Origin of the sequence: Neolewinella sp. (genome assembly GCF_965214665.1) — a bacterium.
Lineage (GTDB): Bacteria > Bacteroidota > Bacteroidia > Chitinophagales > Saprospiraceae > Neolewinella.
In genome coordinates this window covers 1,756,257-1,777,313 of the sequence record NZ_OZ243970.1, presented here as the reverse complement: position 1 = coordinate 1,777,313, position 21,057 = coordinate 1,756,257, and the positions used below count along the sequence as shown (strand labels likewise).

Annotated in this window: 17 protein-coding genes; 14 read left to right on the top strand and 3 right to left on the bottom strand. The window is 60.5% G+C overall.

Features of this window, described 5'->3' with window-relative positions; all coding sequences use genetic code 11:
* Nucleotides 1-121: 121 nt before the first annotated feature.
* From ACOOHD_RS07970 to ACOOHD_RS07920, 11 genes are all read left to right on the top strand, one after another.
* Nucleotides 122-1,291, top strand: coding sequence for an acyl-CoA dehydrogenase family protein (locus ACOOHD_RS07970; RefSeq protein ID WP_420461039.1), 1,170 nt, complete (start codon nucleotides 122-124; stop codon nucleotides 1,289-1,291).
* 12 nt (nucleotides 1,292-1,303) lie between these two features.
* Complete coding sequence (locus ACOOHD_RS07965) at nucleotides 1,304-2,236, top strand: UbiA family prenyltransferase (protein ID WP_420461038.1); 933 nt, start codon at nucleotides 1,304-1,306, stop codon at nucleotides 2,234-2,236.
* 1 nt (nucleotide 2,237) lies between these two features.
* The gene (locus ACOOHD_RS07960; protein WP_420461037.1) at nucleotides 2,238-2,807 is read left to right on the top strand and encodes an acyltransferase; all 570 of its coding nucleotides are present in this window, start codon (nucleotides 2,238-2,240) and stop codon (nucleotides 2,805-2,807) included.
* 42 nt (nucleotides 2,808-2,849) lie between these two features.
* A complete protein-coding gene (locus ACOOHD_RS07955; protein ID WP_420461414.1) occupies nucleotides 2,850-3,896 on the top strand; it encodes a Gfo/Idh/MocA family protein in 1,047 nt (348 codons plus the stop codon).
* 328 nt (nucleotides 3,897-4,224) lie between these two features.
* Nucleotides 4,225-6,108 carry a membrane protein insertase YidC gene (gene yidC / locus ACOOHD_RS07950; protein ID WP_420461036.1) on the top strand — a complete coding sequence of 628 codons (1,884 nt, stop codon included), beginning with the start codon at nucleotides 4,225-4,227 and terminating at the stop codon, nucleotides 6,106-6,108.
* A 131-nt stretch (nucleotides 6,109-6,239) separates the two neighbouring features.
* Nucleotides 6,240-6,830 (top strand): NAD(P)H-dependent oxidoreductase, encoded by a 591-nt coding sequence (locus ACOOHD_RS07945; protein WP_420461035.1) that lies wholly within the window; start codon nucleotides 6,240-6,242, stop codon nucleotides 6,828-6,830.
* 82 nt (nucleotides 6,831-6,912) lie between these two features.
* Nucleotides 6,913-7,665, top strand: coding sequence for a DUF6438 domain-containing protein (locus ACOOHD_RS07940; RefSeq protein WP_420461034.1), 753 nt, complete (start codon nucleotides 6,913-6,915; stop codon nucleotides 7,663-7,665).
* Between the two features lie 14 nt (nucleotides 7,666-7,679).
* Nucleotides 7,680-9,362, top strand: coding sequence for an energy-dependent translational throttle protein EttA (ettA, locus tag ACOOHD_RS07935; protein ID WP_420461033.1), 1,683 nt, complete (start codon nucleotides 7,680-7,682; stop codon nucleotides 9,360-9,362).
* Between the two features lie 42 nt (nucleotides 9,363-9,404).
* A complete protein-coding gene (locus ACOOHD_RS07930) occupies nucleotides 9,405-10,196 on the top strand; it encodes an N-formylglutamate amidohydrolase (protein WP_420461032.1) in 792 nt (263 codons plus the stop codon).
* Between the two features lie 6 nt (nucleotides 10,197-10,202).
* Nucleotides 10,203-11,390, top strand: coding sequence for a flavohemoglobin expression-modulating QEGLA motif protein (locus tag ACOOHD_RS07925; protein ID WP_420461031.1), 1,188 nt, complete (start codon nucleotides 10,203-10,205; stop codon nucleotides 11,388-11,390).
* Nucleotides 11,391-11,437: 47 nt separating this feature from the next.
* Nucleotides 11,438-12,484 (top strand): glutathione synthetase, encoded by a 1,047-nt coding sequence (locus ACOOHD_RS07920; RefSeq protein WP_420461030.1) that lies wholly within the window; start codon nucleotides 11,438-11,440, stop codon nucleotides 12,482-12,484.
* Nucleotides 12,485-12,623: 139 nt separating this feature from the next.
* Here ACOOHD_RS07920 and ACOOHD_RS07915 read toward each other — a convergent pair whose 3' ends face one another.
* Entirely contained in the window at nucleotides 12,624-13,790 is a 1,167-nt protein-coding gene (locus ACOOHD_RS07915) for an ATP-binding protein (RefSeq protein WP_420461029.1), read from the bottom strand.
* A 183-nt stretch (nucleotides 13,791-13,973) separates the two neighbouring features.
* Here ACOOHD_RS07915 and ACOOHD_RS07910 point away from each other — a divergent pair, with 183 nt between their 5' ends.
* A complete protein-coding gene (locus ACOOHD_RS07910) occupies nucleotides 13,974-14,441 on the top strand; it encodes a DUF5655 domain-containing protein (protein ID WP_420461028.1) in 468 nt (155 codons plus the stop codon).
* On the opposite strand, the gene ACOOHD_RS07905 is transcribed toward ACOOHD_RS07910, so the two are convergent.
* Both ACOOHD_RS07905 and ACOOHD_RS07900 read right to left on the bottom strand, forming a co-directional pair.
* Complete coding sequence (locus tag ACOOHD_RS07905; protein ID WP_420461027.1) at nucleotides 14,442-14,840, bottom strand: hypothetical protein; 399 nt, start codon at nucleotides 14,838-14,840, stop codon at nucleotides 14,442-14,444.
* On the bottom strand, nucleotides 14,837-16,048 hold the full coding sequence (locus ACOOHD_RS07900) for a sulfite oxidase (protein ID WP_420461413.1): 1,212 nt from the start codon (nucleotides 16,046-16,048) through the stop codon (nucleotides 14,837-14,839). The genes ACOOHD_RS07905 and ACOOHD_RS07900 overlap by 4 nt, the downstream gene beginning before the upstream one ends.
* A 293-nt stretch (nucleotides 16,049-16,341) precedes the next feature.
* On the opposite strand from ACOOHD_RS07900, the gene ACOOHD_RS07895 reads away from it, so the two are divergent.
* Entirely contained in the window at nucleotides 16,342-19,572 is a 3,231-nt protein-coding gene (locus ACOOHD_RS07895; protein ID WP_420461026.1) for a DUF1553 domain-containing protein, read from the top strand.
* A gap of 2 nt (nucleotides 19,573-19,574) precedes the next feature.
* A complete protein-coding gene (locus ACOOHD_RS07890) occupies nucleotides 19,575-21,038 on the top strand; it encodes a DUF1501 domain-containing protein (protein ID WP_420461025.1) in 1,464 nt (487 codons plus the stop codon).
* The last annotated feature ends 19 nt before the right edge of the window (nucleotides 21,039-21,057 follow it).

Genomic DNA, 21,057 nt, shown 5'->3' with positions numbered 1-21,057 from the left:
CGCGGTCTTCTTTATTTACGGTCGCCAAATCGACTTACCTTGCACCCGCGGCCCCGCCCGACTAACATTTGTGCTACTTTAACATTTTACCTCCGACGCCCTTAACCAGACCACCACAACCATGACTGCAGTACCTACCTCCTCCACCCTCGCCAGCGCCCAGGCGGAGCAGCGGGAAATGATCCGCCAGAGTGCGGCCGATTTTGCCCGCATGCACATTGCCCCCCACGTGATGGAGTGGGACGAAACCCAGCACTTTCCCCGTGAGCTATTCGGCCAGCTGGGGGAATACGGATTCATGGGCGTACTGGTGCCGGAAGAGTACGGCGGTACGGGGCTGGGCTACGATGCCTACATTACGGTGATCGACGAGATTGCCCAGGTGTGTGGCAGTATTGGACTGAGCGTGGCGGCGCATAACTCATTGTGTACGAACCATATCCTCCTGTTCGGCAGCGAGGAGCAGAAGCAAAAGTACCTACCTCAACTGGCGACCGGCGAGCACCTCGGCGCCTGGGGCCTGACCGAGCCCAACACCGGCTCCGACGCCGGCCGGATGCGCACCGTCGCCGAGCGGCAGCCCGATGGCGGCTATATTCTCAACGGGGCCAAGAACTTCATCACCCACGGTATCAGCGGGGAGGTAGCCGTGGTGATCGCCCGCACCGGCGAGCTGCTGGACAGCCACGGCATGACGGCCTTTATCGTGGAGCGGGGGGACGAGGGTTTTCGCGGGGGTAAGAAGGAGGACAAACTCGGGATGCGCGCCAGCGAAACGGCCGAGATCATCTTCGAAAATTGCTACCTGCCGGCCGACCGTGTGCTCGGCGAGGTGGGCGAGGGCTTCATCCAGAGTATGAAGATTCTGGACGGGGGGCGCATCAGTATTGCCGCCCTAAGTCTGGGTATTGCCAAGGGGGCCATGGATGCCGCCCTGGCTTACTCCAAGGAGCGCGAGCAGTTCGGCAAGGCGATCAGCCGCTTTCAGTCTATCGCCTTTAAATTATCGGATATGGCCACTGAGATCGAGGCCGCCGAGCTACTGACCCGCAACGCCGGACGGCTCAAGGATGCCGGGCAGCCCGTGACGCGGGAGTCGGCCATGGCCAAACTTTACGCCTCGGAGACGAGCGTGCGGGTGGCGAATGAGGCGGTGCAGATATTCGGGGGGTATGGCTTTACGAAGGATTACCCCGTGGAAAAATACTACCGCGACTGCAAGCTGTGCACCATTGGGGAGGGTACCTCGGAGATTCAGCGGCTAGTTATCAGCCGCACGCTACTGAAATAAGCGGAGCCGGCCATGTCTTCCCTGCCCCTGCTCGACTTCTTCCGTCTGATCCGCCTACAGAATCTTGTGGTGGTAGCACTGACGCAGGTGCTGGTGTACTACCGCATCATCCTACCCGCCCTGGACGCGGAGGGTATCGCGGGGGTGCTGCGGCCGTGGAAATTCTTCGAGCTCTGCCTGGTCACGGTGGCCGTCACGGCCTCCGGCTACCTGGTCAACGACCTGCGGGACGTGCGCATCGATGCGATCAACCACCCGGGCAAAAATATGGTCCTCAAACTGGGGCGGGCCAATGTACAGTGGCTGTTCGGGGCCACGGTCTTCGTAGGTTATCTCTTTGCGTTACTACTGGCTTTCCGACTGGGGGAGCGGCAGCTGCTGTTTCTCTTTCCCCTGGCGATCGGGGTGCTGGCCCTGTATAGCGCAACGCTAAAGAAAGTGCCCTTTCTGGGTAATTTACTGGTGGCGCTTTACTGCGCCGGGGTGCCGGGCATCCTGGTGCTGACCGAGCGGCGGGCGCTGGGGGCACTCCTTGATGTCAATCCGGGTCTCGGTATCGATACCGTACGCGTATGCTTCCTCTTCATGGCCTTTGCCTTCGTGGCTACCCTGCTGCGTGAGTTGGTCAAGGACCTGGAGGATCTACGGGGCGACCGGCAGGAAGGACGCCGTACGCTCCCGGTACTGCTGGGCGTGACCACGAGCCGGCGGCTAGCCATCGTGCTGGGGGTGATGGTGATCGTGTCGATCCTGAGTCCGATCTTCCTGGGCTGGCCGGCCTTTATGCATCCGCCGATGCTGCTCTGTATCGGTCTGCTGCTAATCGCCGTGCTGGTGATCCTGGGGCAGCTGGCACGGGCCCGGCAGCAGGTGGATTACCGCAAGCTGAGTCTGCAAATCAAACTGCTGCTGGTGGGGGGATTGGGCCTACTCATCTTTTTTTAGCATGGATTACTACGTACACCCCACCGCCGTAGTGGATGAAGGGGCGCGCATCGGGGCGGGCAGCAAGGTGTGGCATTTCTGCCACCTCATGCCGGACTGCGAGCTGGGGGAGGACTGTAGTCTGGGGCAGAATGTGTTCGTAGCCGGCGGCGTACGGCTCGGGCGGGGGTGTAGGGTGCAGAACAACGTGAGTCTGTACGCGGGCCTGGAGGTAGGGGAGGGGGTGTTCATCGGTCCGTCGGCCGTCTTTACCAATGTGCGCAATCCGCGGGCGGGGGTGGACCGGCGGGGACAGTACGCGACGACCGTAGTCGAGCGGGGGGTGACCATCGGGGCGAACGCGACGATCGTGTGCGGGGTGAGGCTGCACGAGTATGCCTTTGTGGGAGCCGGGGCGGTGGTGACTAAGGACGTGCCGGCCTACGCCCTGGTGGTGGGGACCCCGGCGCGGCGGGTGGGGTGGATGAGTCGGGCGGGCAACCGGCTGGTATTCGATGGGGCCGGGTACGCGGGATGCAACGATAGTGGAGAATACCAACTGGTGGGGGGGGCAGTGGAGTGGTGCGGCTAAAGCCACAACTACGGTTACCTTCGCCGGCTCAATTTTCATCGTATCGCCTCGATTCGCTTCGCCGTAGTGGGCCTCGGCCACATCGGTCGCCGCCACGCCAGTCTGATTGCCGCCCAGCCGGAAGCTACCCTGGTGGGGGTGTGTGACGTCCTCGACCGGACCGCGCTGCGGTGGCCGGAGGGAGTGGGGGAGGCGGTGCCCCTGTACGCTGGTTTACCGGAGCTACTCACGGAGGTAGCCTGCGACGTAGTCTGCGTGTGCACCCCCAACGGACTGCACGCCGCGCAGGGCCTGGCCTGCCTACGCGCCGGCCGCCACGTCGTGATCGAAAAGCCCCTGGCCCTGACGGTGGCGGAGTGCGACGCCCTCATCACCGAAGCCGAGCGACAGCGGCTGCACATCTTCGGCGTGATGCAGAACCGCTACAGTCCGGCCGCCGCCTGGCTCCGGGAGGTGGTCGAGGGGGGGCGGCTGGGGGAGATCCTGCAGGTCCACGTAGACTGCTTCTGGAACCGCGACCACCGCTACTACCTAAGTGACGAGGGCCTGCCGCATCCCTGGCACGGAGATGCGGCCCTAGATGGCGGGGTGCTTTTCACCCAATTTGCCCACTTTATCGACCTACTGTGCTGGACCTTCGGCCCCATCGCGGTGACCGCCGCCCGCTTTGCCAACCAGACGCACGCGGCCTTTCACCCCTTTGCGGATACCGGGATGGTACACTTTCGCCTGGCGGACGGTGGCCTCGGCAGTCTCAACTTCAGCACGGCCATTTGGGATCGCAACTTTGAATCCACCCTGACGGTCATCGGCCAGCGCGGCACCGTAAAGCTTGGCGGGCAGTACATGAACGAGCTACGGTATTGCCACGTGGAGGGGCTTAGCGTACCCACGTTAGCACCCAGCGCGCCGCCAAACAGCTACGGACCTTACCAGGGCTCGGCGGCCAATCACCACTTCGTGATCGACAACGTAGTCGACGTACTGCAGGGCCGGGCTGCGGTAGCCACTACGGCGGCGGAGGGGCGGGCTGTGGTACACGCGATCGAGACCATTCACTGGGCCTCAAAGCCAGACCAGGCGGGGTAGGGTACCGAGGCTGCCCACTACGTAGGTTGACCGGCTCCGGCAGGGGGGTGGAGCGGGGATTGTAGGCCGTGAGAATGGCGTAATCGGTGTGGCCGTGGTCTGCCAGGTAGCGGTCAAGATCGGGGTGGGGGTGACCTATTTTCAGGCAGTGACCGTTTACACGGTACGCTGCGTTGCGGTAGGCCTCCCGGAGGCCTTGGTCGGGAAGCAAGGTCGGCCGGTCGATTGGGGTGAGGGTCATAGACGCGGGGTGCGTACCTTCGCGGCCCCGAACGGAACCACTGGCAAGTGGGGAAGAGAGGGAATGATACGGAAAAAGAATTGAGCTATGGAGATGGACAGAACTTCCATCATTGGTATCGTGCTGATCATGCTGCTGTTCCTCACCTGGCAGTGGGTAGTGGCACCCAGCGCTGCCGATATCGAGCAGCAGCAGCGCTACCAGGACAGCCTGGCCGCCCTGACCGAGACCGAGCTCCGGGAGGGGGAGGAGCTTCAGCCCGCGGTGCAGACTGACGTGACGGCCGCTACGCTGTCGGACTCCGCGCGGCTGGCGAAGTACGGGAGCCGCTTCGGTGCCTTTGCTGCCTCCGCCGCCGGCACGGCCGAAGACGTCGTCCTGGAAAATGACCTAATGAAGCTCACCTTTAACACTAAGGGCGGCACGATCCGCCAGGCCGAACTCAAGCAGTACGCCAAAGTGGTGGAGCAGGACGACGACACGGAGGTCAGGCTCCCTCTTTTACTGCTGGAAGACGAAAAGAATAAGTTCGAGTACATCATCCCGGTTAATGGCGTGGCCGGCGAGGGCGTACGCACCAGCGACCTTTACTTCCAGCCCACGCTGGAGGGCAACACCCTGCGCCTGCGCGCCCCGGTCGATGGGGGTGGCTACTTCGAGCAGCGCTACACCCTGGCCGACGGGGAATACCTGATCGACTACGATATTCAATTCGAGGGCCTTAGCAACGTGATCGCCGCCACCAACGGCACGGTGCAACTCCACTGGGAAAACCACCTCGACAAGATCGAAAAGAACGCCCAGTACGAGGCCAGCTACTCCACGCTGTACTACAAGCCCGTCGACGACGATACCGACTACTGCTCCTGCACCAGCGACGACACCGAAAACCTGAATGACCAGGCCCTGAAGTGGGTAGCCGGTTCTCAGCAGTTCTTCACCTCGGCCCTGATCGCCGACGACCGCTTTGCTAGCGCCGTACTGACCACCGTGGCGGACCGCGACCGGCTGCAGGAGGACGAGCTGAAGACCCTCGTTTCCGACATCCAGATTCCCGTAGGCGCCTCCGGCTCGGAGACCGTTGGTATGTCGTTCTACGTAGGCCCCAACGAGTTCGAGCGGCTGCGCGCCATCGGCTACGACCTTTCCGACGTAGTCAGCTTCGGCTCCTCCATCTTCGGCTCCATCAACCGCTGGATCATCCGGCCGCTGTTCAACTTCCTCTCCGGCTTCATTGGCAACATGGGCATCGCTATCCTGGTGCTCACCCTGCTGGTGAAGATGCTGGTGTACCCCCTGACCTACAAGATGCTGGTCAGCAACACCAAAATGCAGGTGCTCAAGCCCGAGATCGAAAAGATCAAGGCCAAGCACAAGGACGACGCCCAGGCCGCGCAGATGGAAACGATGAAGATGTACCAGGAGTACGGCGCTAGTCCCCTGGGCGGCTGTCTGCCCATGGTGCTGCAGATGCCCATCTGGTTTGCCCTCTACCGCTTCTTCCCGGCCTCCATTCAGTTCCGGCAGGAGAACTTCCTCTGGGCTAACGACCTGAGCACCTACGACTCCATCTTGCGGCTGCCCGAGTGGATCCCCTTCATGCAGGGCCACCTGAGTCTATTTGCCGTGCTCTGGGCCGTGACTACGGTCATCTACGCCTACTACAACAGCCGGCACATGGACTACTCGGCCCAGCCCATGATGAAGTACTTCCAGTACATCATGCCCCTGGCCTTCCTCGGCTTTTTCAACAGTTTCGCCGCCGGTCTGACCTGCTACCTCTTCTTCTCAAACGTATTCAACATCGCCCAGACGGTCATTACCAAGAACGTCATCATCGACCAGGAGAAGCTCCTCGCGAAGCTCAACGCCAATAAGGCCAAGCCTAAGAAGAAGGGCGGTTTTTCGGCCCGGTTGCAGGAGGCGCTGGCGGAGCAGCAGCGGCAGGCGGCGGCGGCTAAGAAGAAGTAAAATGCTGCCTCCGGCAGCGCCGTTCCGCGCAGTCTACCGACTGCGCAGGCCCAGAAATCAAAAACTTCCGACAAAATCGGCAACAATTGCCACCCCACCTTATTCCATGTAGGTACAACAAAATACCCTACATGTCCACCGTCCTCCTAGTGCTCGCGCACCCCAACCCCGACAGCCTCAACGGCGCTACCGCAAAATCCATCGAAAGGGCCCTAACCGAAAAAGGCCACGAGGTTCGCATGAAGGACCTTTACCGCACTGACTTCAATCCCATCCTGGGCTTTAAGGATTTCGGGGCCTGGCAGGAGGGCAGGGTACCCGACGACGTAGCTAAGGAGCAGAAGGACATCGCCTGGGCCGACGCGCTGGTCTTCGTCTACCCCATCTGGTGGCACGAGCGGCCCGCCATCCTTAAGGGCTGGATCGACCGCACCTTTACTAAGGGCTTTGCCTGGGACTTCGACGATAACGGTCGGGTGGGTAAATTGAAGGATAAAAAGGCCTTCATCGCCGCTACCTACGGCAGTCCCGAACCCATTTACAATGAGCTGGACGTTGATATGGAGAACCTGTTCAGCAGCGTAGAGAAGGGCACCCTAGCCTTTTGTGGTATCAAGGAAACCAAATTCGTTGACGAGTTTGGCGTGCTGATGCAGGACCGCGAGGCAAATGAGAAATACCTGAAGCGGGCTACGGAGGCCGCCGTGGCGTTTTTGAACTAGGCCGGCACTCGACTAACTTAGGAGACCGCCCGGGGCAATGCGCGCCGGGCGGTTACCTTTGTGTACCTATCCCGACCGCACTATGCAATTCGTACTCGCCCTCCTGATCTGCCTGAGCGTGTTCACCTGTTCCCGGCAGCCCGTACGCGTCGATGCGGTCGATCCCACCACCGCTGCACCCGCGGCCCCGGCCCCTGACGCTACGCCCGAACGCGCCCCGGAGGCCAACGACCGCGGCACCACGGCCGCTCCTGCCGACGGCCCAGTGGCCTCTACCCCTACTACGCGGCCGGACACTACTGGCCAGAATCCTACCCCGGAAGTGGACATTCCCGTAGTTGATACCGAGACGAACGAAACGGCCGAGATCGAACGGCAGGGTAGCATCGGCGAGGCACCTCTCGGCGGGGCGCAGAAAGATATCGTGCCGGGGGAGGATACCCGCATGCAACTCAGTAAATCGGCCTGCTTCGGAACCTGTGACGTATACACCCTGCAACTGCTGCGGGACAACCGCGCTGTGCTCGATGTAACGAACGGTCTGCAAGGGCCTGGCACCTATGAGCTTACCTTTGATGGGGCGGCCGCCCGCGATCTGGGTAAAGCTATCGAAGCCCTTAGAAAGCAGGACCTTGCCTTACAGTACCCGGATGACCCCGACGCCGCCCTCCCCGTCGACGCTCAAATCACCCGCGTCACCCTGCCCGATGCAGCAGGCGAGCTGCGCACCATCACCGTCTACTACGACGCCCCCCCGGCCCTGCAACGCTTCATCGATGAGGTACAGGCCTACGTAGAGGATGCCCTCACCAACAAAACCACCACCGACCGCTAAATCAACTATCTAGCATGTCTGAGAATAAAGTCATCTTCTCCATGGAACGGGTCTCCAAGACCTTCCCCGGAGCGAATAAGAAAGTGCTCAATAACATTTGGCTGAGCTTCTTCTACGGTGCCAAGATCGGCGTGCTTGGCCTCAACGGATCGGGTAAGTCGACCCTGCTCAAAATCATTGCCGGCGTAGATAGGAACTACGAGGGCAATGTGGTCTTCGACGGCAGCTACAAGATCGGCTACCTGGAGCAGGAGCCGCAACTGGACCCCAACAAGACCGTTCGCGAGGTCGTGGAGGAGGGCGTGCAGGAGACCGTCAACCTGATGAAGGAATACGATGCGGTCAACCTGAAGTTTTCGGAGCCGATGAGCGACGACGAGATGAATAAGCTCATCGAGCGCCAGGGTGAATTGATGGAAGAATTAGAAAACCGCAACGCCTGGGAGCTCGACAATAAGCTGAATACGGCCCTAGAAGCTCTACGCTGTCCGCCCGATGACGCCAAGGTGGATGTGCTTAGTGGGGGAGAGCGCCGCCGCGTAGCCCTGGCCCGCCTGCTGCTTTCTAACCCCGACATCCTGCTACTCGACGAGCCTACCAACCACCTGGATGCTGAAAGCGTCGACTGGTTGGAGCAGTACCTGCAATCCTTCCCCGGCACGGTGATCGCCGTGACCCACGACCGCTACTTCTTAGACAATGTAGCTGGTTGGATCCTGGAGCTGGACCGCGGCGAGGGTATCCCCTGGGAGGGCAACTACTCCAGCTGGTTGGAGCAAAAGTCGCAACGCCTGGCGCAGGAGGAAAAACAGGAGAGCAAGCGGCAGAAGACCCTCAAGCGGGAGCTCGAATGGATCCGCATGGCCCCCAAGGCCCGGCAGAGTAAGGGCAAAGCCCGCCTGAGCGCCTACGATAAGCTAGTGGGTGACGAGGGCAAGGAGCGCGAAAAGAATCTGGAAATTTACATCCCGCCAGGACCGCGCCTCGGCGACGTGGTCATCGAGGTGCAGCAACTGAAGAAGGGCTTCGGCGACCGGCTGCTGTTCGACAACGCCACCTTTACCATCCCGAAGAATGCCATCGTGGGCATCCTGGGACCCAACGGGGTAGGTAAGTCCACCTTCTTCCGCCTACTGGTGCACGAGCAGGAGCCGGACGCCGGCGAGATCAAGATCGGCGATACGGTGGAAATCAGCTACGTCGACCAGGCCCACACCCAGCTACAGGACGGCAATAAGACCATCTACGACGTGGTCAGCCAGGGCCACGATATGATCGAGGTGGGCAGTACCTCTGTCAACGCCCGCGCCTATCTAAGCCGCTTCAACTTTGCCGGGGCCGACCAGCAGAAGAAGGTCGGCGTACTCTCCGGCGGCGAGCGCAACCGGCTGCAACTGGCCATGACCCTACGCGAGGGCGGCAACGTGCTACTGCTCGATGAGCCCACCAACGACATCGACATCAATACCCTGCGCGCACTGGAGGATGCGCTGGATAGCTTTGCCGGCTGCGTGCTGGTGATCAGCCACGACCGCTGGTTCATCGACCGGCTGGCTACCCACATTCTGAGCTTTGAGGATGAGGGGCAGATTCAGTTTTTCGAGGGCAACTACTCGCAGTACGAGGCGGCTAAGAAGGAGCGGCTGGGGGATGTGACGCCGCGGCGGCCACGGTTTAAGAATGTGATCAATCGGTAGGGTGGGGGGCAAACATCACCCCGCCCCCTAAGTTGAACGGGTATGATTGAGCACCCCAACTTTACAATTACCGGATCACCCGCCCCGTTGATCTTGACCGCCGTCCACGATGGCAGCGCCGTACGTAAAGAACTCAACGACCGCTTTGCCCTCAGCGCGCAGGGACGGCTGTACGAAGAAGACCCCCACACTGCTACCTGGGCCCAATTGCGCGAACCATACATCATCGGCCTACGTAGCCGCTTCGAGGTGGACCTGAACCGCAGCCGCGAACGGGCCGTGTACCTAAAACCCGAGGATGCCTGGGGATTGACCGTGTGGCGCGATGCGCTTGACCAGGAGATGATCGACCGTTCCCTGACTGGGTATGATGCCTTCTACGCGGAGGTCGAGAAGTTCCTGCAGTCGGTGGTAGACCGCTACGGCAGCTTTGTGGTATACGATATCCATTCCTACAACCACCGCCGGGAGGACAACGACTGCCGGCCGGCCGACCCGGAGGCTAACCCCGTGGTCAACGTCGGTACTGGAAACATGAACCGGGAAAAGTGGGCCCCCGTTGTCGATACCTTCCTGAATACCATGCGCGGTCATACCGTAGCCGGTCAGCCACTGGACGTGCGCGAGAACGTGAAGTTCGCCGGCGGGCACTTCAACCTCTGGATCCACGACCGCTTTCCGGACGTGAGCTGCGTGCTATCGGTGGAGTTTAAAAAGGTATTCATGGACGAGCACACGAACGAGGTCGATGCTACCGTCTTGAAACAATTACAGGACGCGCTGGCCAGTACCTTCGAGCCCGTACTAGCGGCGCGTGAAGAGATTAGTGTTTAGCGTAGTATGACTAAAAATGCCGACCCCGACCACAGGCTAGCCTGGGAGATCGACCGCAAACTGGTCGATATCTCGACACGTTTTCCCTTCCTTCTGCTCGTCACCGCTACGAACGACGATGAGGCCTTTGCCGACTTTACCGCTAATGGGTACCGCGGTGAGCCCGACTTCCATTACCGCCCCCTCCCCGTAGCACCCGAGCGCCTGATGCGGAAGCTATTCAACCTACCCATCGAGGAGGTGCACGATGAGACCCTGGCATTCATCCTACGCGACAAACGCAATGAGACCTTCCGCATGCTGGATATGCTGGACAACCGCGGCAGCGAAACCTTCCGCTACGGCAGTATGCAGGTCTTTGGTGGGGTAAGTGACGAGTTGTTAGCGATCGCTAGCGCCCTGCTTACGGTTCTCCCTCCCTCCGCGCCCATTGCCGATGAAGACACCCTTGACGCGCCCGCCTTTCTAAGGGCCAGTCAGCGTGAGCTGGACTACCTCGCCGCTCAGTATCCGGCCGCCCGGCCCCGGGCACAAATGCGTGACGACCTGAGTGGACTGATGGTTTCCCAGGGCGTGCTCAACATTGGCCACAAGCTGCGGGTACCCCGCCGCCGCGTGGAGGCGCTGCTACAACACGAGGTGGGCACTCACGTGCTCACCTACTGGAACGGATGTGCCCAGCCCCTCACGCTGCTACATGCGGGCACCCCGGGATACGAGGATTTGCAGGAAGGTCTAGCGGTGCTTGGCGAGTGGTTCGTAGATGGCCTGACGCCGGCGCGCCTGCATATACTGGCCGCGCGGGTGGTCGGCATCGCGCACATGTTGCGGGGGCATCCCTTCCACGAGACTTTCCAGTTGCTGCACGAACAGCACGGCGTGCCGGTGCGGGCGGCCTTTTACACTACGGCGCGGATCTACCGGGGTGGGGGTTTCACCAAGGATGCCGTCTACCTACGCGGACTGGTGGAGTTGCTCGATTACCTTGGGCGGGGCGGGGAGCTTGAACCCCTCTTCATCGGTAAGTTACGACTCGATTACGTGCCGCTGCTCGACGAACTCCGCCAGCGGGGCATCCTGCGTCCTCCGCCCCTGACGCCCCGTTACCTGGTGCAGGACCGGGAGGCCGGCCATCCCAAACTGAATCGGTTGCGAGCGGGAATGACGGTTTTCGACCTGATTTCCCGCGCCTAATCCCAGCTGAGAAGCGAACCCCACCGCCCTGCCCCGGTTAGGCCGGCATGAGACTAGCATTTGTCGTCAACCGCGTAGAGACCGAAGGACCCACATTCACCACCAATGTCCTGGCCCACCGGCTGCACACGCGGGGCCACGAGGTATTCTACTTCAGTGTCGGTCAACTTGACTACGTGCGGGACGGCCGCGTTGGAGGACTGGGCCACTTCGCCCCGGCCGGTGACTACGCCGATCCCGAGGCCTACCACGAGGCCCTGCACGGTAATGCGGAAAACGCCCGCCCGGTCTACACCGACGAGCTGGACATGATCTACCTGCGCAACGACCCCGGCGAGGATGCCGCCGACCGCGGCTGGGCGACCAACGCCGGACTCATGTTCGGCCAGCTCGCCACCCAGCAGGGCACCATCGTGGTCAACGATCCCTACGGACTCAGCCACGCCCTGAATAAGATGTACCTGCAGCAGTTTCCGGAAAGTGTGCGGCCCCGCACCATCATTACCCGGCGTATCGAGGATATCCGTCGCTTTGCCGAAGAGGAGGGCAGTGACATCATCCTCAAGCCCCTGCTGGGCTCCGGGGGCCGGAACGTGTTTGTCGTGCGCGAAGACGACCACCCTAACCTTAAGCAGATCGTGGAGGTGATCGCCCAGCAGGGCTACGTGATCGCCCAGGAGTTCATGCCCGCTGCGGCCGAGGGCGATATTCGGCTGTTTCTGATGAATGGCAAGCCGCTGATGGTGGATGGTAAGTACGCCGCTGTTCACCGGTTGAGTGCCAGCGATGACATTCGCAATAATATTCACGCTGGTGGGTCAGCCCAGAAAGCTGAGATCACCCCCGCTATGCTCAAGATGATCGAGCTCATCCGCCCCAAACTCATCGCCGATGGTATGTTCCTGGTTGGCCTCGACATTGCCGGTGATCGCCTCCTGGAGATCAATCTGGAAAGCCCCGGTGGCCTGCGTGGCGCTGGTATATTGGAGGGGGTCGATTTCACCATACCGGTGGTGGAGTCGCTGGAAAATAAGGTGCTCTGTATGCAGAACTACGGCCGCCGCATTCCGAACCGGACGGTAGCTACGCTGTAGCGGCTACTTCCCTATGTCAAAGTCCTCCTCCCACACGTTCCCGTCCGCTCCCTCCAGCCGCAGGTAGGTTGCCGCTGTCCGAGGGCGATAACGAGTTGCTAATCGGTCTGACGAAACTAAGCTGAACCTTATGGAGGCCCTATATACCTAGCGCTGCAATTTCGTAGAGAAAGTCAGGAAGATTAATGACCGTCGTATGTTGATTGACGGCGTAGCGGTTAGAGCTGGGGGTAATGATGTAGCTATGATGGGGTTGAATGAGCTGCTGTGCTGTATAGAAGCCTTTACTTAACTTCGGCGCATCGGAAAATTTGCACTCCACGGCGAGTAACCTGCTGCCTGATTCGATGACCAAATCTATTTCCGTTCCATCTGCCGTCCTGAAGAAGGAGAATTGAGTATCCGGTCCAGCGTTCCTTGCGATCTCTTCAATCACGTATCCTTCCCACGACGCCCCAATACCGGGGTGACCTAGAAGAGTAGAAAAGTCTTGGATACCAAGTAAGTAGTGACGCATTCCCGAGTCGCGGAGATACAGTCTCGGGCTCTTGATCAGTCGCTTTCGCAGGTTGGGTAGGTAGGGGGGCAGGCGCCGCAGTAGCATCGAGCGTTCCAGAATATCGATGTACCGACGAATAGTATCGTTGGTAACCGTGAGAGATCTCGATAGCGCACTAGCGTTAAACAATCCGCCGTGGTCATGTGCCAGCATACGCAATAGGCGGTTGAATTCGCCTTGGTTGACCGATCTTCCTAATTCCGATAAGTCGCGAGTCAGATAGGTCATTATAAATGCCCGGTACCAAGGGGTCACCCGCTCTGCAGGAAGCTGTAGGTAAGGTTCGGGGAATCCACCGAGCAACAAGTGCTTTTGCCATTCGGCGGCCGGAGCTGAAAGTTCGGTCAGACTGAGTGGGGTGAGCTCCGTGTAGGTCACGCGACCCGCTAATGATTCCGACGCACCTCTCATCAAATCCGGTGAGGCTGAACCGAGCAGCAAAAAACGACCGGGCCTGCGGTCTTCGTCAACAATAGGACGAAGACGACCAAATAGTTCGGGCATCAATTGCATTTCGTCTATCACTATCAGTTTCTCCGCAAGGTCTGGAAGGAGAAACTCGGACTGCTCGAGCTGTGCATAGTCAGCAGGACGCTGAAGATCGAGCAGTCGTGTTGACTGCCCCTCCGCAATCTTTCGTGCTAGTGTTGTTTTCCCCACCTGGCGTGGACCAACGATGCCAACTACGGGAAAGTAAAGAAGATCATCAATTATTCGACTGGTAAGTTGCCGGGGTAATACTTGCATTTTTGCAAATTACGATTTTGATTCGTAATTTGCAGAAACTGCCTATTCACCCTGCAATTTTACTTTTTAAAAATAAAATTGCAGGGTGAATCATCGCTTTTCTAATCTTTTTGTCCTGTCCCGACTAAGTGATGACCAACCACCCCCAAACCAACTCCCAGCCCCGCCCCCCGTTTACCCAACATGGAGATCTGGACCTGCCCCAACTGCCACCGTGAATTCTTCCGCCAAAACCAACAGCACTACTGTAGCCACCACACCATCGAGGACCTACTGGCCGAGCGGCCCCCGGAGCTGACCCTGGCCTTTGATGCCCTGCTACTGGCCGTGGCCGACTGGCAACCCCAAACCATCGGGGCGGGAAAGGCCGCGATCATTTTTAACAACGGTAAGGCCTGGATGGTCGTGCGGCCCATGAAGGCCGAGCTGGACGTGGCTTTTTTCTACGGTGAACTGCTTAAAAGCCCCGTCATCAAAACGGCTCGGCTAGATAATATGGGCAAGAACAAATACATCCACCACATCCGACTGCGCGACGAGAGCTACGTGACCGACGAGGTGATCGGGCTGCTGCGCAAGGGTTTTAACTACATGCTGAAGCCGACGCCGAAGAAGAAAGCCAGTGCAAAAAAGGGCAAGACCAAAGCCTGACTACTGCTCCAGCTCATACCAGTTTACCTCTAGAGGCTGACGGCGTACCGTCTCATCACCCGCTGCATAATGCTCCGCCAAGTAGTCCAGGATGGGGCCTTCCCGGTCCCCAAGATCTTGCAGCCCGTGCTTGTGCTGCATCCAGCGGATCATGCGCAGCCACCCCTCACGGGTAGCGCGGTTTTGGGTGATGAGTTTGGAGCTGTGGCAGGCCAGGCAGTTGCCCTTGACGAGGAGATAGTCGCCCTGGGCGATGAGTCCCGTCAGCGTGTCCACGCCGGCTACCACGCCGGTCGTAGGGGGCAAGGATTCCGTTTCCGAAGTATCCGTCTGACACGCATAACCCAGCGCTAGTAAACCAGCCAGGTAAAAGCAACTGATGGTACGTAACTTGCTCACGATAGTACCTTTACAGCGATCCGGTGACAGGCATTATTTAGGTAGCCACGGGGGTTCCAGTTGGGTAAGACCATGGGTTGGGCTACGCCCCGCTCGTCGGTGGCCCGTGCCCAAACCTCGTAGTAGCCCGCTTGGGGGAACCGCACCTCCGCCGAGAACTGCTGCCAGGCAAAGCGGTTCACCGGGCGGGTTAGCGCGCAGGGGGACCAAGTGGCCCCGAAGTCGATGCTATAGTCCACCCGGGCAACGGCTGCACTACCGCACCAGGCGTGTCCCGCCACAGAAAGGGTGGGGCGGCTAAGTACGGCCCCGGTCATGGGGGAAGTGATGAGGCTCTTGACCGGCATCTCTTCGATGATACACATATCGCTATCCGCTACCTCACTACCGGGAGCAACCGGCTCGCAGGGTACGCGGTACGATTGTCCGCCCATCTTCTCGCCGTCGTGTACCTGGTCGCGCACGACAATTTTTGAGAGCCACTTGCCGGAGCAGCTGGCGGGGTAGCCACCGAAGACCAGTCGCAGGGGAAAGCCGTTGAGCAGCGGTAGCGGCTCGCCGTTCATAGCCCAGGCGATAAGGCTTTCGTCCTCCAGGGCCTTGGCGATGGGTACGCCGCGGGAGATGACCACTTTGTCGGGGTCGCCGCTCAGGTGGGTATCCGCGCCGTAGTAGCCGACGTACACGGCGCGGTCGCGATCATAGCCGGCCGCGTCAAGCACGTCGCGCAGGCGCACCCCCGTCCACTCCGGGCAGCCTACCGCGCCGGTGCCCCACTGATTGCCGTGGGCGGGGGGACTGAATTCTTTACGGCCATTACCGCCACATTCCAATGTGAGTCGGTAAGTATAGGACCTGAAGTTCTGCTTCAGCTCCTGTAGGGTGAAGGTTTTGCTGTCAGCTATACATTCTCCGCTTACTGTGAGCGTCCATTCGTCAGGGTTGGGCGCGGCCGCAGGTGCCAGGCCGTTGTTGCGTACGAAGAGTCTATCGGCCGCGGTGACGGCTTGGTCTAGGAGGTGAGCTGGCGTTTCGGCGTTGATGGGCCGGTCGTTGAGGATGGTGAGGCCGGGATGCTTACCGGGTAGGGTGGGATCACTGGGGGGTAGACCCAGTAAGCTTATACCGGCGGGTAGCCTGCTGGCGTACACGACGGGCAGGCCGGCGAGGATAAGGAAGCGGCGGCGGGAGAGGTGGGGCACCGGAATGGCTTTGTGCTACACAAGATAGCGACTTCGGCCTACCCGGTCGGACGGCCCACCCCGGTCGGACGGCCTACCCCGGTCGGACGGCCTACCCCGGTCGGACGGCCTACCCCGGTCGGACGGCCCACCCCGGTCGGACGGCCCACCCCGGTCGGACGGCCTACCCCGGTCGGACGGCCTACCCCGGTCGGACGGCCTACCCCCGTCCGCCTCCGTACGTGGGCGAAATAGCATAGAAAAAAACGCACATAACTTACTATTTCCCCGTACTTTAGGGGTCGCCTAACTCCGTCGATTTGCACCCTTATACCCTATCTCTCATTAGCTTACTCCTGCTCCTCATCACGGCCTGTGGTCCCGACCTCAAGGACGGGGTAGCGGAGGCTTACGCCGCACTGCCGGAAACGGTCGACTACAACTTCGACGTCAAGCCCATACTGAGCGATCGCTGCTTTGCCTGTCACGGCCCCGATGCCCGTAACCAGCAGGCGGGTCTGCGGCTCGATACCGAAGCCGGTGCCTACGCCGTGCTGGAAAGCGGCAATGGGGTAGCCATCAAGCCGGGGAGCTTGAGCGGCAGTGAGCTCGTCCGCCGCATCAATTCCGATAACCCGAACGTGATGATGCCCACCCCGGAATCTCACCTCAGCCTCAACGTAGAAGAGATCGCTATTCTCACCAAGTGGGTCGAGCAGGGCGCGGAGTACAAGGCCCACTGGGCCTTTACCGCCCCCGAGCGCCCGCAGGTACCCACCGCCGGGGAGGGCTGGGCCCGCAATGAAATTGACCGCTTTGTGGCTCAGCGCCTGGAGCGCGAAGGCATCACCCCATCCCCCGAGGCCGAGCGTCCCTACCTGATCCGCCGTGCCTACTTCGACCTCACCGGCTTACCACCTACTCTCGACGAAATCGCCCACTGGAGTGACGATCCGGCCACCGACTGGTACGAAACCCTGGTCGATACCCTCCTGGCCCGGTCCACTTACGGCGAGCGGATGGCTACCCACTGGATGGACGTAGCCCGCTTTGCCGACTCCGAGGGCTACCTCGATGATTTTCACCACGCCATGTGGCCCTACCGCGACTGGGTCATCAAGTCGTACAACGAAAACCTGCCCTACGATAAGTTCGTCGAGTGGCAACTCGGGGGCGACCTGCTGGATCATCCCACCCGCGATCAGATGCTGGCCACCAGCTTTAACCGCAACCACAAGCAAAACTCTGAGGGGGGCATCATTCCCGAGGAATTTCGGGTGGAGTACGTGGCCGACCGCGCCAATACCGTCGGCACCGCCTTCATGGGACTTACCGTCGGCTGCGCCCGCTGCCACGATCACAAGTACGACCCGTTTAGTCAGGAGAATTACTACCAGCTCTACGGCTTTTTCAACAATACTGTGGAGCGCGGCGACGGCATCTTCGCCTTCAATGGCGTGGAGAACGGACAGATGGTACCCGACAGCCTGGCCATGAACGCCGGCCCCACCCTGCAGTTGCCCGCCGCGGAAACGGAGCGGATTCGTGCCCATCTCCTGGAAATGATCGCCGCCGAAGAGGAGCGAATAGCTTCCACCACTAGCGCCGCACCGGCGGCCCCGCCCAGTGTGCCTACTGAGCGGGAGATCGGCAACTACTTACAAACTAAGACGGTCAATCACCTCACCTTCGATGGGGGGGAGGTAAAGGACCTGGCCCCCGGACGGCAGTTGAAGTACAATCAGCTCGACGTGGTGCCGAGTAAGGTCGGTCGGGGCATCAAACTATCGGGAGGTAAGCTGGTCACCGATGGCATGGCCTCGCGTTTCGAGCGCAGCGACCCCTTCACGGTGAGTTTCTGGATCAAGGCGCCGAAGCTGTACGAGGAGGCGCACTTTCTGTACAACAGCAACAATCGCATCCAGGGCTACCGCGGCTGGGACGTGATGCTTGACTCCAACCGCGTACACCTACGCCTCAACCACGCTCACCCCTACCAGTCCATTGACCTACGGATCGACGAGCCGCTACGGGACGGGGAGTGGAACCACATCGTGTGGTCCTACGACGGTAGCAGTGATGCGGCCGGTATGCGCGTATACCGCAACGGCAAGCGCGTTGACCCCACCGTAATGCGCAATCACCTAGTGCGCAGTACCCGCCCCTACCTAGACTCCCGGGCTACGGTGTACATGGGCTACGAAGGGCTCATCGTCGGTTCCCAGCACTACGACGACGACTTTAACGGGGGGGAGATCGATGAGCTGCGGGTACTCAACGTTGAGGCAGGGGATCTGATAGCCCGGTACCTCTACGCTCAACCCCTGGGTCAGTTTGAGGTCGGAAAAAATCCCGAAGAGCTAAATGAATACTACCGGCTACACCAGGATAAGGGCCTCATCGCTCAGCGAGAGAAACTACAGCAGTTGCGTCAGCGCGAGGTAAACACCATCGACACCGTACGCGAAATTATGGTGATGGGCGACAACGACATGCACACCCGGCCTACTTTTATCCTTGACCGCGGGGTGTATGACGCCCACGGTAAGCCCGTGACGCCGGACGTGCCCGAGACCATGCTGCCGTGGACTGAAGGAGAGGCTAAGAACCGCCTGGGGCTCGCCCGCTGGCTCACCCATCAGGATCACCCGCTTACCAGTCGGGTGGCCGTCAATCAGATGTGGTACCTGATGTTCGGCCGGGGGATTGTAGAATCGGTGGAGGACTTCGGTAACCAGGGCGCCCTGCCTACCCACCCCGAGCTGCTGGACTGGCTGGCCGTGGACTTCCGCGAAAACGGCTGGGACGTGAAGCGATTAATTCGCATGATGGTCACCTCGGCCACCTACCGGCAGTCGAGTGTTATCCGCCCCGAACTAAAGGAAAGCGACCCCGATAATCACCTGCTGGCTCGTGGCCCCCGCTACCGCCGTAGTGCGGAGATGGTGCGTGATAACGCACTGGCCGTTAGCGGTCTGCTGCAGCACGATGTCGGAGGCCCGTCCACCTTTCCCTACCAGCCGGCGGGCTTATGGACGGAGACGGTCTCCCACCCCTTTTTCCCCGATTACCAGATCGATAGTACCCGAGGACTCTACCGCCGCAGCCTCTACTCCTTCTTCAAGCGTAACGCCCCGCCGCCCAGTATGCTGGTCTTTGATGCCAGTCTGCGCAGCGAGTGCCAGGTGCGCCGTACCCGTTCCAATACCCCCCTGCAGGCCCTGGTGCTGCTCAACGACCCGCAGGTGATCGAAGCCTGTCGGGTGCTGGCCAGCAACATGCTTGGGGCCAACCGCAGCGACGTCGAAGCCACTAAGCAGGTCTTCACCTCCCTGATCGGCCGCGCGCCCACCACCAACGAGCTGGAGATCATTACCCAGTACTACGAGCACGAGCTCAATTACTTCGCCGACAACCCCGTGGCCACGATGGAGTTCCTTAGCACGGGCTACCACGAAACTGACCTCAGCGCCGGTCCCGCCCGCATCGCCGCTATGGCCCGCGTCGCCAATACCGTCATGAATTCTACCGAGGGCTATTATAAGAACTAAGCATGACCGATCTCCAACGCGCTCATTACCTGGCCTCCCGCCGTGAGTTTCTCAAGACCACTACTAAGGGTCTGGGTGGCCTAGCCCTCAGCTCCCTACTTCTCCCGGGCGGGGCCGCCGGTGCAAGCCTCAGCGGAAAGGGCAATGCCGGCAGAGGCGCCCTGCCGCAGCTACACCATGCTCCAACGGCCAAACGGGTGATCTACCTCTTCCAGGCCGGCGCCCCGTCGCAGCTGGAGACCTTCGACTACAAGCCACTACTGCACGAGCGCTGGGGCGAGGAGATCCCCGATAGCGTGCGGGGCAATCAGCGGGTCACCGGTATGCTGGCCTCGCAGTCAAGCTTTCCGCTGGCTGGGTCCATCTTTCCCTTTACGCAACACGCCAAAACGGGGGGCTACTTTAGCTCCCTCATGCCCTACACCGCCCAGGTGGCCGAGGACCTCTGTATGGTCACCACGATGTACACCGAGGCAATCAACCACGAGCCGGCTACGATCTTCATGCAGACGGGGTCCCAGCAGGTGGGCCGGCCGAGCTTCGGGGCCTGGATGAGCTACGGGCTGGGTAGCACGAACGATAATCTGCCGGCCTTCGTGGTGCTGCTTTCTAAGGGCCGCAGCGACGTACAGAGCCTCAACATGCAGTCCTGGGGCAGTGGCTTCCTGCCCAGTCACCACCAGGGGGTACAGTTCCGCAGCGGCAGCGACCCGGTGCTTTACCTCAACAACCCAGACGGCATCACGCGGCAGGCCCGCCGCAGCGAGCTCGACGTACTCACAGCCCTGGACCGTGAGCAGCAGGTACACTGGGGCGATCCAGAGATCGACTCCAAGATCAGCCAGTACGAGATGGCCTACCGGATGCAGGCCAGTGTGCCGGAGATGACCGACTTCAGCGACGAGCCGGATCACATCTTCGAGCTTTACGGCGAGGAGGCGCGTAAGCCCGGCACCTTTGCCGCTAACTGTCTACTGGCCCGCCGCCTGGCCGAGCGCGACGTACCCTTCGTGCAGTTGTACCACATGGGTTGGGACCAGCACGGTAACCTACCCAGTGAGATTCAGGACATGACGCGCAGCTCCGATCAGGCCAGTGCCGCGCTAGTTACCGACCTTAAGCAGCGGGGCCTACTGGAGGATACACTGGTGATCTGGGGCGGCGAGTTCGGTCGCACCAGCTTCAGCCAGGGCCGGCTTACGAAGGACAATTACGGGCGCGATCACCACCCGCGCTGCTTCAGTATCTGGATGGCCGGCGGTGGCGTGAAGCCCGGTCTGGTGTACGGTAAGACCGATGACTTCGGTTACAACATTCAGGAGAATGGGGTACACGTACACGATCTACAGGCCACGATGCTCCACCTACTGGGGGTAGACCACGAGCGGTTAATCTTCAAGCACCAGGGGCGGCGCTACCGGCTTACGGATGTACACGGGCACGTGGTGCACGATCTTTTGGCGTAGGGGCTATCTTGCCCAAAAA